This window comes from Cryobacterium sp. M96 (assembly GCF_002929845.1).
Taxonomy (GTDB): Bacteria; Actinomycetota; Actinomycetes; order Actinomycetales; family Microbacteriaceae; genus Cryobacterium; species Cryobacterium sandaracinum.
Map to the genome: position 1 here is coordinate 1 of NZ_PJJS01000031.1, position 12,536 is coordinate 12,536.

The following is a 12,536-nucleotide window of genomic DNA, read 5'->3' on the forward strand; positions in this document are numbered from 1 at the left end:
TAGTCGCGGCCCGGCCCGTCGGCCGGCCCGGCTCGGCCCGTCGGCCGGCCCATCTCGCCGTGCACACCCAGCTGCGCCTTCCATTCCGTGGCTAATTCAGGAGATTCCACGAGCAGCGGTCCCAGCCCCGCGAAGTTTCGCATGATTCTGCGGGCCGACCGCACCGTGCGCTCGTTTCTCCTGAGTTAGCCCCAACGACCTGCCCGACCGGGCCAGCCCCGCCCAGCCCGCACCACCCGGCCGGCCCGGGTCATCCGTCGCCCCGGCGCATAACTCCTGCCAATTCCGGTGAGTGCCCGGAACCGCCCAGGCGTCCCGGGCATCCGTGCCGCAGCTCCGCCGAATTGGAGGAGTTGTGCGCACGGACCGACCTGCACCCCGAATCGGGCAGCAGCAGCAGCCGCCGCGCACACGTCGTGGCCAACTCAGGAGATTCCGGCGAGCGGCGGCCGAGCCCCCGCAAATTTCCGCATGTTTACGCGGAGTTCTGCGATTCGGCCACACCATCCGCACGTTTCTCCTGAGTTAGCCCCAGCGCACCGGGCCGATCGAGTCGAGCGGGCGCGCCGGCGGCGGCGAGCTACAGCCAGCGCATGGTGAAGGCGCGGGCGAGCACGGCGCTGGCGGGCGGCGCCGCGAGGGCGCGCACGAGGCCGTTCCGCGCGCGCAGGCGAAGCCCCTGCACGGGTCCGCCCATCGCCATGTTGAAGTCGGCCTGCCGGGCGGCCATCCGAGCGCTGCGCCGGCGGCGGCGGTCGTAATCCCCGAGCACGCCTGAAGCGGCCTCCGGATCCCGCAGCGCCCGCTCCAGCGCCGGGGCCAGTTGCAGCGCGTCGAGCCACCCGAGGTTCATGCCCTGCCCGCCGATCGGGCTGATCTGGTGCGCCGCGTCGCCGATGAGCACGACCCGTCCCGCTACAAGTCTCGTGGCGAGGCGCTGCTGCACCGAGAAGGCGCTGGCCTCCGCGGTCGTCGGAGGCAGCTGCGTGCCGGTGCGGGCACGGATGAGCGCAGCCAGGTCGTCGGACGTCGCATCGGTCTGCAGGGTCGGGGTCATGGCCACCCAGCGGCGTCGGCCTCCCGGCAACGGGAACGACTCGACCACACCACCCCGCTCGAAGAAGAGCACGGCCTCCCCGAGATGCTCCCCCGTGTCGGGGTAGTCGCTCATCAGATACGTCTCGCCGCCGGTGCGCGCGGTGCAGCGGATGCCGAGTAGGTCGCGCACGAGACTGCGGGCGCCGTCGGCGGCGACCACGTAGCGAGCCTCGAGAGTTTCGCCGGCAGACACGCCCCCCTCGCCCGTCCCGCCCGTCCCGATCCCCTCGACCGTCCCGTGCGTCCCGCCTGGCTTCGCCGTCTCGACTGTCTTAGCCGTCTCGACCGCGACCCGACCACCGCGCTCGGACACCCCGGTCACCGTTACGCCGCCGCGCAGCCGGCCGGGCGCGAGTTCGGCGAAGCGCGCGCGCAGCACTGCCTCGGTCTCGAACTGCGGCAGAGAGATCACGCTCTGCATCCGGTCGACGGTTTCGGTGAACGCCAGTCGGCCCAGCGTGCGCCCGTCCGAGCGCACCACACCGCCGCGGATGCGCACCGCCCGGGCGAGCACCTCTTCTGCCACGCCCAGTTGCTCCAGAGCCCGCAACGACGGCGGGTGGATGCCGATGGCCCGGGATCGCAGCGACGGCTTGGCTCGCTGCTCGACCACCTCCACGTCGACACCGCGCACCGCCAGCAGTCCAGCGAGCAGGATGCCCACCGGTCCCCCGCCAACCACGATCACGTCCCGAACCCGTGCCCCGCTGTCGTTCGCCTGGCCCCGCTCGTGCACGTGCACGCGTTCAGGTTCCCTTTCCGGTCGAGAGTGCCCGTTGCGCCGGTCACTTTTGACCGGAAAGGACACGCTCGCCGGCACCGTGTCAGCGAGAACCGACCCAGCCGACGCCGTGCCAGCAAGAACCGACACAGCCGACGCCGACACAGACGCCGACACAGCCGGCGCGAGCCCGGCAGACGCCGGTCCGGTCGGCACCACCCGACGCAGCACGAGGCGCGACGGATGTTCCCGCGTCACCTGCCACCCGGGCGGCACCACCTCGCGCAGCTCGGCCGCCGTAAAACTGCGGCGAATGGAGGTGAGCCCGTCGTCGCGGATGAACGACCGGCGAAAGAGCGGCCAGGTGCCGAGCCCGAAGCCGAGGTACGCGAACCGGCTGCGTTCGATGTCGGCGTGCAGCACCCGGTGCGCGGCGAGCCGTTCCGAGTCGGCGAGCAGTCCGCCGAGCTGTTCGCCGGTGAGGTGGTGCAGCACATGGTTGGAGACGACGACGTCGAACCGGCGCCTTTCTGCGACGAAATCGGAACTGAGCGCCCGCCGAAACGTCAGTCCGGGCAGTGGGGGCAGACTCATCGCGTAGGCGTGCGCGCGGGCATCCGGGTCAACGGCCGTGATGCGCAGGCGCAGGCCGTCCCGGGCGGCCCAGCGGGCCAGCGCCCGCGCCACGTCGCCGCCGCCGCAGCCGACGTCGAGCAGGGTGCTCTCCCGAGTGCTCGACAGCAATGGCCGGATATCGCGGCGGTACATCCCGCGCCACCCCGACACCACGCCGTTCACAAACCGGAAGTTCGCGTAGGTGCTGGCGAGTTTGACGGGGTCGCAGTCGGGGTCGTCCATGAGCTCGACGGCGTCACTCGCGCGCCGGCGCAGCGACGGAACGCCCAGTGACGGAACGCCCTGCGACGAGACGCCCAGGAAGGGACGACTCCGCGACGATCGGCGCGCCGAAGGGAAATGCATCGACGGGATGCCCACTTCCGCTACCCGGCGGTGACGGTCATCAGCCCGGATTCGACCGTGAGCCCCGGGCCGAACGCCATCGCGCAGACCCGCTCGCCGTCATCCGTGGCCGGGGAGTCGAGGATGGCCTTGAGCACGAACAGGATCGTCGCGCTGCTCATGTTGCCGTAGGTGCGGAGAGTCTCCCGCGAGGGCACGAGCTGCGCCTCGCTCAGCCCGAGCTTCGCCTCGGTCTTGTCCAGGATGCTGCGCCCGCCCGGATGGATCGCCCAGTGCGCGATCGCGGTGGCCGGTGTGGTGACCGGCGCGACGTCAACCGGTGCGACCAGGGTTGCGACCGACCCGGCCGAGACACCCTCCGGCACCCCGGCAGGCAGGAGCGACGGCACCCTGGAAGGCACAAGCGCCGGCGCCAACACTGCGCTGAGCGCGACGTCCCGCGCGAAGAGGGGTGCCAGCGCCCCCTCGATGTGCTGGTCGATGATGTGCGGCACGTAGGTGCTGAGGATCATCTCGAACCCTTCGTCGCCGATCTTCCAGGCCATGTCCCCCTCGCCGATGGGCGTGATCACGGTCTCGAACAGGTCGAGGTTGAGGGCGTTCTCGCCCGCCGCGGGGGCGCGGGAGCTGACGATCCCAGCCGCAGCTCCATCCGAGAACAGCGAGGAGGCGACGATCGTGTCCGGGTCGTCCGAGGTGCGCAGGTGCAGCGAACACAGCTCGGCGCTGACGACGAGCACGACGGCGTTCGGGTCGGCGTCGACGAACTGCTTCGCCGTGCGCAGGGCGGGCATCGACGCGTAGCAGCCCATGAAGCCGAGGTGGTAGCGCTGGGTCGCGGGGTTCAGGCCCAGCTCGCGCACGAGCATGTAGTCGGGTCCCGGAGCGTAGAACCCGGTGCACGACACGGTAACCACATGCGTGATGTCCGAGGCCTCGATGCCGGGGCACGCCTCGAGGGCCCGCCGCCCGGCCTCGACGAACAGCTTCGTCGCCTCCACGATGTAGAGCTCGTTGCGCACCCGGGTGCTCGGCTTGAGCAGCTCCTGCGTGGCGGCGTCGAAGAACTGGGGATCGGACGACGCCTTGTCGAGAGTGAGCTCGTCAATGACGGTGTGCCGGGTGTCGATCCCGGACAGGTTGAACGACGCGGTCACCAGGCGCTGAGCCAGGCGGCTGAGTCCCGGCTGGGCGGCGAAGATGTCGCGCACCTGATCCTGGATCAGTACTGTCGGGGGGACCACGGTCTGGAGCGCTCTAAGAGTGACGGGCATAGCCCAAGTGTTACACGTGGGCACGGCCCGGCACACCCCCGTAAATGCGCTCAGATCAGGGCAGCGGGGCGAACAAACGGATGCCCGTGAACCCGATCCCGAGCCCCGCGGCAACGATCGCGGTGACGCCGCCGATGTACGCGATGAGGGTTCCCGGGGTATCGCCGAACGCACGGAAGTACGTGACCAGAAACGCGGCGACCGCGACCGCGGCGAACGGGATCAGGATGCGCAGCTGCAGGCGGTCGACTCTGGGCGGGCGGGCGTTCGTCCCGCCGCGCGGTGCACCGCCCATCGACCACGGGCCGCGGGTCAGCACCAGGCCGGCCACGCAACCCCAGACCGCCACGACGAGCAGAGCCGCGATGACATCGCTGGGCCGATGCCAGCCGTTCGCCAGCGTGGCGACCCCGGCCAGGATGGCGAAGCCGGAACCGCCGAGGGCGGCGAGGCCGCGCGTGCGGGGACTCGCGACCAGGAAAACGGCGAGAGCGGATGCCGCCGCCACCGTTGTATGTCCCGAGGGGAACGAGTTGCCGTCGTAGCCCTCCACCCCGAGGTCCGGCCGGGTCAGGAGCATGATCTTCAGCAGCTGAGTGCTCAACACGGCGGCCAGCGCTACCCCGCAGGCCACGATCAGGGTCCTGCCGTTGCGCCGAACGACGGTCACGGCCCCGGTGAGCAGCAGTCCGGCGATGACGGAGACCAGCGGAACGGCATCCAGCAGCTCCTGCGCGAGCGGGGTGACGCTGCGGCGTCCGAACTCCGCGCCGTCGAAGGCGAGCTGGTCCATGGTCTGGCCGGAGAGGGTGCGCACGAAGTAGAGGTAGAGCCCGGCGAACAGGATGATTGCGACGAACGCCCCCACCAGGTAGCGAACGGGGCTGATCGACGAAGAGGTGCGCACGCTCTAGCTTCGCACGCGGCGGCGCGGTTGACTCCGTTCGAACCTCGGGCCTGACCCATCCCTCGGTGAGCCACCTCGGCCGAGCAGCCGTTGCAGGCGCAAGAGGGTACGAAGGAGACCACGTCCTGATCTCGCGGTGACGACGGGCCCGGAGGCGAAACACCCGGGTTCTTCACCGTGTTCGCCTGGCATTCACCTAAGGTTCAGCTCATGCTGCTCAAATAATCAGAGTAGAGTCAGCCAACTCTTCGAAGAGCTCTTAGCCCCAACGAATGGATGCTCCGTGAACATTCGAACGGCCGAATACCCCAAGCCGGATCATTTTCTACTCCACCTCAGCGACACCCACCTGCTTGCGAACGGCGGGCGCCTGTACGACCAGGTCGACAGCACCGCCCATCTCGCGCAGCTGTTCGCGGAGGTCGAAGCCTCCTCCGGCCGACCCGACGCCATCATCATCACGGGTGACCTGGCCGACAAGGGCGAACCGGATGCCTACCGGGCCGCTCAACTAATCGTCGAGCCGGCCGCGGCGCGGCTCGGTGCCCGCGTCTTCTGGGTGATGGGCAACCACGACGATCGGGCGGCGTTCCGCAGCACGCTGCTGAACGAGCCGGCGACCACCGAGCCGATCGACCACGTCGACTACATCGGCGGCCTGCGCCTGATCACGCTCGACACCTCCGTTCCCGGCCACCACCACGGCGCCGTGACCGACGACCAATTGCGCTGGCTGGCCGGCCAGCTGAGCGTTCCGGCGCCGGACGGCACCATTCTGGCCATGCACCACCCGCCCGTGCCGAGCGTGCTCGACCTGGCCGTGTCGGTCGAGTTGCGCGGCCAGGCCCGTCTTGCACAGGTGTTGCGCGGCTCGGATGTGCGCAGCATCCTCGCCGGGCACCTGCACTACTCCTCGACCGCGACGTTCGCGGGCATTCCGGTGTCGGTGGCGTCGGCCACCTGCTACACCCAGGACCTGAATGTTCCGGTCGGCGGCACGCGGGGCCGCGACGGGGCACGCACCTTCAACCTCGTGCATGTGTTCGCTGACACGATACTGCACTCGGTCGTTCCGCTGGGTGACTACCCGGCGCTGGACTACGTCGACGCGACGGAAAGTGCGCGACGGCTCGCCGGCGACAACATCCGGATCATGCCCGCGGGTACTCTGCCAACGTTCCGCGAACCCCCGATGACCACACCGATCCCGGTTCTGCACTAGACGGCGGCGTGTGCCCGGCCTGGCCGGGAACGAGCTGGTTCTCGCGTTCCCACGGGGCGACGATCGGGAAGTAACGTTCGAGGAAGTCGGTCACGGCCGCGCGGCGAACCTCGTCGGAGATCTCCGGGTTGCTTCCGTCGTTCAGGCAGAACATGTCCTGGTCGCGGCGCTTGCGCAGGGCGTTCATCTGACGCAGTGCCAGCTTCAGCGTGGTTTCGATGTACAGTGAGCGCGCCTGGGTCTGCTCGACCGCCCGCCCGGTCATCAGCGCGTAGTAGTGGTACAGCGAGTTCGTGACCGAGATATCGGTCGCTGAGCGGAACTGGCTGGCCGCAGTGCGGGCGAAATCGCCGGGGAACTCCGCTTCGAGTTCCTGCATCACACTCCTGCGGAGCGGCGCCGCCGTGTGCTCGAGGTGCCGCGTGGTGACCTTGCCGAACCGATCGCGCAGCAGGGCGCGGTTGACCCGGGCGCCGTTCTCGAACCCGCTGCGGCTGGTGTTGTTCTCGCCGAGGCCGATCCGGGTGGATGCCTCGATGAACTTGGTCACGCCGCCCGGAGAGAAGAACAGCTCCGGTCCGACAGGGCGGCCGAAGAACATGTCGTCGTTGGAATAGAGGAAATGCTCGGCCAGTCCGGGGATGCGGTGCAGCTGACTCTCCACGGCGTGCGAGTTGTGCGTGGGCAGAACACTCAGGTCGGGGAAGAAATCCTCGCTGCGCATGATGGTGACGCGCGGGTGCTCGGCCAGCCACACCGGGGCCGGCGAATCCGTGGCGATGAAGATGCGGCGCACCCAGGGCGCGAACATGTAGACGCTGCGGAGGGCGTACTTGAGCTCGTCGATCTGGCGGAAACGGGCATCCGAATCGTCGCCGTCTCCGACGACATAGGCCTGCATGCGCTTGGCCCGTTCACGCTGGAAATCACTGGACGAGCCGTCGACCCAGGAGAAGACCATGTCGATATCGAAACTGACGTCGCTGGCCAGGTCGTCGAACATGTGTTGCAGGGTGCGCCAGGTGCGCCCGAAGAGGTCGATCGTGGTCTCGCGGGCCTCCGAACGCGGCAGACGTGCCCGCATCAGCGAGTTCTCGACGGGCGCGACGATCTCATCGTCGCCGAAGTGCCAGAGCTCGAACTGGAAGGCCGTCTCGGCGCCGTAGCGCAGGCGGCCGATCGGCTCGATGCGCGGTCGGTAGACCCGGAAGACGGATGACTTGCGCAGCGTCGTCAGGGCGCCGTCCGCCAGGAGTAGGGCCGGGGTCAGATTCCCGTCGAGGGGCTTGGCGTAGAAGGGCTCGTTCGCGAAAGCCTCCGCAAGGATGCGGGTGAGGTTCTTGCGGCGTTTGCGGTCGACCGCGATCACCGGGCGGTCCCCGTCGCCGCGCACGAGCAGGAAGTCGATGCCGGCCCGTTCGAGCGCGTCGCGGACCGCGAGGAGGTCCTTGACCATCGACTCGTGGGGGGTGAAGTGACCGTTGATCAAGTTGATCTCGCCCTTGCGCACGACCACGTCATCACGGTCGAAACGGCGGGTGCGCGGGTCGGGTGAGAGCAGCACGAGCTCGGGTTCCTGGCTCAGCGTCAGCACGGGCAGGTTGTCTGCCGGTTCGTTCGAGGAGCGACGCTCGGTTTCCGGGCGATCGAACGTGGCCATGGTCCTCCTCGAGAAGAATTGGGAACACTCATTCACGAGGCAACCACACGCAGTGCCGGGGAGAGTGCGTCCGTTGATGCCGGACAGCAACGACCGGTTCAGAGACCGGAGCGAAGCAGCCGGCGGAACGCGGTGGCGCCGTTGTTATTCTACGTCTTCTGCGTCCCCCGCTCGCCGCGGTGACGGGACCGCCCGGTGATCGCGGTCGAACCCGTGCGCAGGCTTTCCTCGTCGTGGCCGACGGCTGTCATCCAGGAGATACCGAACGCCAGCTGCGAGTACCCGATCGCGCCGACGACCATGCTGGACGCGGTGGCCAGGAGTACGGCCCCGATGGTGATTTCGGGAACCATCGCCGGAGTCCGTTCGGTCGTCGGCGCAGACCGATGAGGTCGGCTGGCGTGAGGTTGCCGGCTTGAGGTTACCGGCTTGTAGTTACTTCGGAGGCCCGACGGCCGGCGCGATTTCCGCTCAGGTATCGGGTCAGGCGAACGGGTCAGGCCCTGTCAATCACATACTCGGCCAGGATCCTGGCGTGGTTCACCATCGGGTCCCGAGCGCCGTAGACCAGCGTGGTTGTCGTCTGCTTCTCCTCGTCGCGGGCGATGAGCGTGCGGAGTTCCTGCACGGCCGCCGTCGTCTCGGGTGCGGTGTCGAGTTCGGCCCGGTAGCGCACCGCGAACTCATCCAGAAGTGCCCGGTCGTGGTTCCACCACCGGCGCAGCTCCGGGCTGGGCGCGATCTGCTTCAGCCAGGCGTCGAGCCGGGCTTCCTCCTTCGAGACTCCGCGCGGCCACAGCCGGTCGACCAGCACCCGGGTCCCGTCGCTCGCGGAAAGTTCGTCGTAGACCCGCTTGATCTGTATGCCCATCTGTCCATTCTGTTCCCGGCGCGGCCACCGGGCCGACCAGCCTCCGTCCGGGTCAGGCCATCGGCAGGTCGGCGGGATCGGTGACGGGCAGGCGGCAGACGAAGTCACGGCAGAGGTAGGCCGTCGGCAGACCCTGGTGTGCGACCCGGCCGCGGAACAGTTCGAAGCCGGCGTCGGCGAAGGCCTGCGCCTGAACCTCGGTGACGGATGCGACGAGCCCGCTCCCGCGTCGGCGCACCGCGTCGAGCAGTGCGGCGGGTTGCTCGGGGGCGGCCGCGTCCGGCCCTGCCCCCGGCCCGACCACGTCCGCCCCGACCACCACGAGTTGTTCCACGGGGCCGGTCAGAATGCCGGACAGTCGCAGGGCCGCCCCGAAGGCGAGCGGGCGTTCGAGTGCGCGCTCGGCGAGGGCCGCCATCGCGGCAACGGCGGCCGCGCGATAGCGGTCGTCGGCGGTCAGCAGGTAGAGCAGGTTCGCCGCCTCTGCGGTCGCCGTGATCCCGGACGGGTAGGCCCCCTCCGACGGGTCGACGTCCAGGGCGAGTCCCTGCGCGGCAAGCACCGGGTCGGGCCCGTCGGGAGCGCGAAACGGCATCCCGCCGGCGACAGTGCCGGCCGTGCCGGCGGCGTCGGTGGGGGCATTGGTACCGGGAGTGCCGGAGCCGGGGATGTCGGTGGCGGACGGTACCGTTTTGGCATCCGTTCCCCCCAGCGTGCCGTCGATGAGCCGGCGCGCGGCCGTGGCATAGCGCACCTCGCCCGTGGCCAGAGCAAGCTCGAGGAGACCCTGTGCACACATCCCGAAGTCCTCCAGGGTGGCCTGTGCGGCAGACGTGCGCCCCGCGATGGAGGCCCGCACGAGGCTGCCGTCCGGGCGCAGGTGACGCGTGAGCAGGTGGTCGGCGGCCCTCGCGGCCGCCGTCGTGAGGTCGGGATCGGCGAGGGCGAACCCGGCGCGGGCCAGGGCTCTGATGGCAAGGCCGTTCCAGCCGGTGAGCACCTTTTCATCGAGCGCGGGCGGCTCCTCCTGCCGCCGGGCGTCCTCGTCCAGGGTGTAGTACAAGCCCTCGACGCGGCGACCGGCAACGGTGCTCTCGGAGTCCTGGGCGCTGGCGAACCCGCCGCCGGGCAGGCGCAGCACGGTCGTGAGGAACCCGGCGACACCCTCCGCGACCGTCTGCGCCCATTTCTCGCCGGTGAGCTGCCAGGCCTGGGTGTAGAGGTCGAGCAGCTGCGCGTTGTCGTAGAGCATCCGCTCGTAGTGCGGGTCGCTCCAGTCCCGGTTCACGGCGTAGCGGAAGAAACCGCCCTCCACCGGGTCGCGCAGGGGCGAGGCACCCATGCGCTTCAGGGTGCGCAGGGCGAGGGCCTGCGCTTCCGGGACCTGTCCCACGACACCCGGCCGGCCGAGCAGAAACCCCAGCACCGGCGCTACGGGAAACTTGGGCGCGCCGCCGAATCCGCCGAAGCGGGGGTCTTCCAGGCCCACGAGTTCGGCCTGGACCCGGTCGAGCGCGGCGGGGCCGGGCAGCGCTCCGCCGGCACCCTGTCGTGCGGCGGCGGCCGCGAGCGTCTCGGCGACGAGGGACGCGCTCGCGGTGACCTCGGCGCGGCGGTTCGTCCAGGCATCCGTCACCGCTTCAAGCACCTGCCGGAACGACGGATGCCCCGGCAACGGCAGCGGCGGAAAGTAGGTGCCGGCGTAGAAAGCCTGCCCGTCGGGGGTGACGAACACGTTGAGCGGCCAGCCGAGCCCGCCCACGAAGGCGCTGGCCGCGGCGAGGTAGCTGGCGTCGACCTCGGGATGCTCCTCCCGGTCGACCTTGATGCTCACGAAGTGCCGGTTCAGGTAATCGGCGAGCTCCGGGTCGCTAAAGCTCTCCCGGGCCATGACGTGGCACCAGTGGCAGGTCGAGTAGCCGATCGAGACGAGCACGGGCAGATCCCGCAGCCGAGCCTCCACGAAAGCCTCCGAACCCCAGCCGAACCAGGCAACGGGATTGTCGGCGTGCGAGCGCAGATAGGGGCTGATTGCGTCGGCGAGGTGATTGGACATGCCTCCATTGTGCCGCTGTCCCCGGCCCAACGCTCCCTGCGTATTTCCTCAACGAACCTGAGTGGAGCAGGTCAGGGCCGGTTAGAGCCGGGCGGCCACCAGGTCGACCGCGAGGGCCCTGCGGGCGCGGCGCTGCACGCGCATCCAGACGAAGAAGCCGGCGAGGGTGAACGCGCCGTAGAAGATGTAGAGGATGGCCGAGGCGTAGTAGCCGGCGCTGAGCAGCAACGGCACCCCGACGATGTCGACCGCCACCCAGATCAGCCAGAACTCGGTCCAGCCCTTCGCCATGCCGTACGTGGCCAGCAACGAGCCGGTGAAGATCCAGGCATCGGCCCAGACGGGCTCGAACGAGCCGAGCGCACGGAAGACCGGCGTGAGCACCAGAGTGCCCGCGACGAGCCCGAATCCGAGCAGGATGCGCGCGCGAGCACCGGCCCAGTGCGGGGCCACGGCAGCCTGCGCGCTCCCCCGACGATGGGTGGACCACTGGACCCAGCCGAAGATCGACACGACGATGAACATGATCTGCCGTCCGGCCTGGCCGAGCAGATTGACCGGGTTGGGCGTGCCGAACACGGCGCCGAGGAACACCGTGAACAGCAGCACGTTGCCCGCGATTCCGATCGGCCAGGCCCACACCTTACGGCGCATCCCGCCGACGGCGCTCAGGATGCCGAAGGCGTTGCCGATGATCTCGCGCCAAAGAATGGTCTGGGTTCCGATCTGCAGCTGTGCGTCGAAAAGCCACTCGATCGGGTTCATCCGTCATCTTCCTCGCCGGGCGGTTCCCGCCCTCCCCAACCTAACCCTCCTCCCGGGCTGTTATTCCCGGTGGCGGCAGGGCGGAACGAGACCGCGCGAGGCGGAGCGCGTCAGTTCACGTCGTCGGGCTGCGCGCTCACCCGGCCGGCGGGCTCGGCTCGGCCCACTCGCTTCCGAGGTGCAAATGGCACAGCTCGGGACCCACGAACGGGCGCAGCCCGACCTGGTCCGGGTCGTGGCCGAGCTCGCGGGCGACCCCGCGCACGAGGCCCAGGTGCACCGAGCAGATGACGTCGGGGGCGTCCCGCGCATCGGCGCGAAACGGGCAGGCCAGCAGGGTGATCAGCGGGGCGGCAGCGTCGGCGACACCGTCGGAGGCACCGTCGGAGGCACCGTCGTCCGCCGCGGACTCGGCTTCCGAAGCCGGAGCCGGCTCCACCGCCGAAACCAGCTCCGGATCGAAGCCGAGCCGGTCGAGGATACTCAGCAGCGGCGCGATGCCCTCCGCGGCGCTCCCCCGCAGCTCGTCGGCGTAGCTCTCGGCCCAGGTCTCACCGGCGCGGATTGCCCGGGCCCGCCCGCTGTCGGCGTCCTCGGCGAGCGCGGTGGCCAGCACCCGGCTCAGATCGTGCTGGGCGCCGCCTTCCCGGGCGGCGGGTCCAGCGGTGAAGAGGATTCGCGGGCGGCCACGCGTCCCCGCGCGCCCGACGGCGCGCCGGATCAGGTCGGCGTTCTCGAGCTGATCGAGATGGAACCGGGCGGTCGTCACGTGCAGTCCGATGCGCGCCGCGACCGCGGCGGCGTCGAGCGGGGTGGCCGATCCCATCAGGAGGTCGAGCACCTGGCGGCGCGCGTCGGAGGCAAGGGCGGCGTGCCGGTCCCCCGTCCCTTCGTCGTTGATCATTCTTTGATGCTAACATCGTGCGGTTAAAAACGCGCCGATACAGCCACAGCCGTCGGGCCGATCACAGGCGAACCCGG

General features: G+C 69.6%; 10 protein-coding genes. 1 reads left to right on the top strand and 9 read right to left on the bottom strand.

Annotation, left to right across the window (positions count from 1 at the left end):
• Positions 1 to 580: 580 nt before the first annotated feature.
• Genes CXY79_RS02300 through CXY79_RS02315 form a run of 3 tightly spaced genes read right to left on the bottom strand, consistent with a single transcriptional unit; the run spans position 581 to position 4,981 of the window.
• The gene (locus CXY79_RS02300) at positions 581 to 2,800 is read right to left on the bottom strand and encodes an FAD-dependent monooxygenase (protein ID WP_369827921.1); all 2,220 of its coding nucleotides are present in this window, start codon (positions 2,798 to 2,800) and stop codon (positions 581 to 583) included.
• A 20-nt stretch (positions 2,801 to 2,820) separates the two neighbouring features.
• Positions 2,821 to 4,074 carry a type III polyketide synthase gene (locus tag CXY79_RS02310; RefSeq protein ID WP_233191158.1) on the bottom strand — a complete coding sequence of 418 codons (1,254 nt, stop codon included), beginning with the start codon at positions 4,072 to 4,074 and terminating at the stop codon, positions 2,821 to 2,823.
• Between the two features lie 55 nt (positions 4,075 to 4,129).
• Positions 4,130 to 4,981 (bottom strand): phosphatase PAP2 family protein, encoded by an 852-nt coding sequence (locus tag CXY79_RS02315; RefSeq protein ID WP_104099551.1) that lies wholly within the window; start codon positions 4,979 to 4,981, stop codon positions 4,130 to 4,132.
• A 283-nt stretch (positions 4,982 to 5,264) separates the two neighbouring features.
• Here CXY79_RS02315 and CXY79_RS02320 point away from each other — a divergent pair, with 283 nt between their 5' ends.
• Positions 5,265 to 6,203, top strand: a complete 939-nt coding sequence (locus CXY79_RS02320; RefSeq protein ID WP_174720204.1) for a phosphodiesterase — start codon at positions 5,265 to 5,267, stop codon at positions 6,201 to 6,203.
• Here the strand turns inward: CXY79_RS02320 and CXY79_RS02325 are convergent.
• The 6 genes from CXY79_RS02325 to CXY79_RS02350 all read right to left on the bottom strand — a co-directional run bounded on the left by CXY79_RS02325 (position 6,133) and on the right by CXY79_RS02350 (position 12,459).
• Complete coding sequence (locus CXY79_RS02325; RefSeq protein ID WP_104099552.1) at positions 6,133 to 7,863, bottom strand: stealth family protein; 1,731 nt, start codon at positions 7,861 to 7,863, stop codon at positions 6,133 to 6,135. The two genes, CXY79_RS02320 and CXY79_RS02325, sit on opposite strands and share 71 nt — an antisense overlap.
• A gap of 149 nt (positions 7,864 to 8,012) precedes the next feature.
• The gene (locus CXY79_RS16330; RefSeq protein ID WP_233191160.1) at positions 8,013 to 8,216 is read right to left on the bottom strand and encodes a DUF1761 domain-containing protein; all 204 of its coding nucleotides are present in this window, start codon (positions 8,214 to 8,216) and stop codon (positions 8,013 to 8,015) included.
• Between the two features lie 143 nt (positions 8,217 to 8,359).
• Positions 8,360 to 8,734 carry a DUF488 domain-containing protein gene (locus tag CXY79_RS02335; protein ID WP_104099553.1) on the bottom strand — a complete coding sequence of 125 codons (375 nt, stop codon included), beginning with the start codon at positions 8,732 to 8,734 and terminating at the stop codon, positions 8,360 to 8,362.
• Between the two features lie 52 nt (positions 8,735 to 8,786).
• Positions 8,787 to 10,790, bottom strand: coding sequence for a thioredoxin domain-containing protein (locus tag CXY79_RS02340; RefSeq protein ID WP_104099554.1), 2,004 nt, complete (start codon positions 10,788 to 10,790; stop codon positions 8,787 to 8,789).
• 81 nt (positions 10,791 to 10,871) lie between these two features.
• Entirely contained in the window at positions 10,872 to 11,555 is a 684-nt protein-coding gene (pnuC, locus tag CXY79_RS02345; protein ID WP_104099555.1) for a nicotinamide riboside transporter PnuC, read from the bottom strand.
• Between the two features lie 136 nt (positions 11,556 to 11,691).
• Positions 11,692 to 12,459, bottom strand: coding sequence for a metalloregulator ArsR/SmtB family transcription factor (locus CXY79_RS02350; protein WP_104099556.1), 768 nt, complete (start codon positions 12,457 to 12,459; stop codon positions 11,692 to 11,694).
• Positions 12,460 to 12,536: the final 77 nt, after the last annotated feature.

What these genes read in the sequence shown, in the direction of transcription:
- CXY79_RS02310 (WP_233191158.1), bottom strand. Translation starts at nt 4,074, where the DNA reads ATGCCCGTCACTCTTAGAGCGCTCCAGACCGTGGTCCCCCCGACAGTA.
- CXY79_RS02335 (WP_104099553.1), bottom strand. Translation starts at nt 8,734, where the DNA reads ATGGGCATACAGATCAAGCGGGTCTACGACGAACTTTCCGCGAGCGAC.
- CXY79_RS02350 (WP_104099556.1), bottom strand. Translation starts at nt 12,459, where the DNA reads ATGATCAACGACGAAGGGACGGGGGACCGGCACGCCGCCCTTGCCTCC.
- pnuC (WP_104099555.1), bottom strand. Translation starts at nt 11,555, where the DNA reads ATGAACCCGATCGAGTGGCTTTTCGACGCACAGCTGCAGATCGGAACC.
- CXY79_RS02325 (WP_104099552.1), bottom strand. Translation starts at nt 7,863, where the DNA reads ATGGCCACGTTCGATCGCCCGGAAACCGAGCGTCGCTCCTCGAACGAA.
- CXY79_RS16330 (WP_233191160.1), bottom strand. Translation starts at nt 8,216, where the DNA reads ATGGTTCCCGAAATCACCATCGGGGCCGTACTCCTGGCCACCGCGTCC.
- CXY79_RS02300 (WP_369827921.1), bottom strand. Translation starts at nt 2,800, where the DNA reads ATGCATTTCCCTTCGGCGCGCCGATCGTCGCGGAGTCGTCCCTTCCTG.
- CXY79_RS02340 (WP_104099554.1), bottom strand. Translation starts at nt 10,790, where the DNA reads ATGTCCAATCACCTCGCCGACGCAATCAGCCCCTATCTGCGCTCGCAC.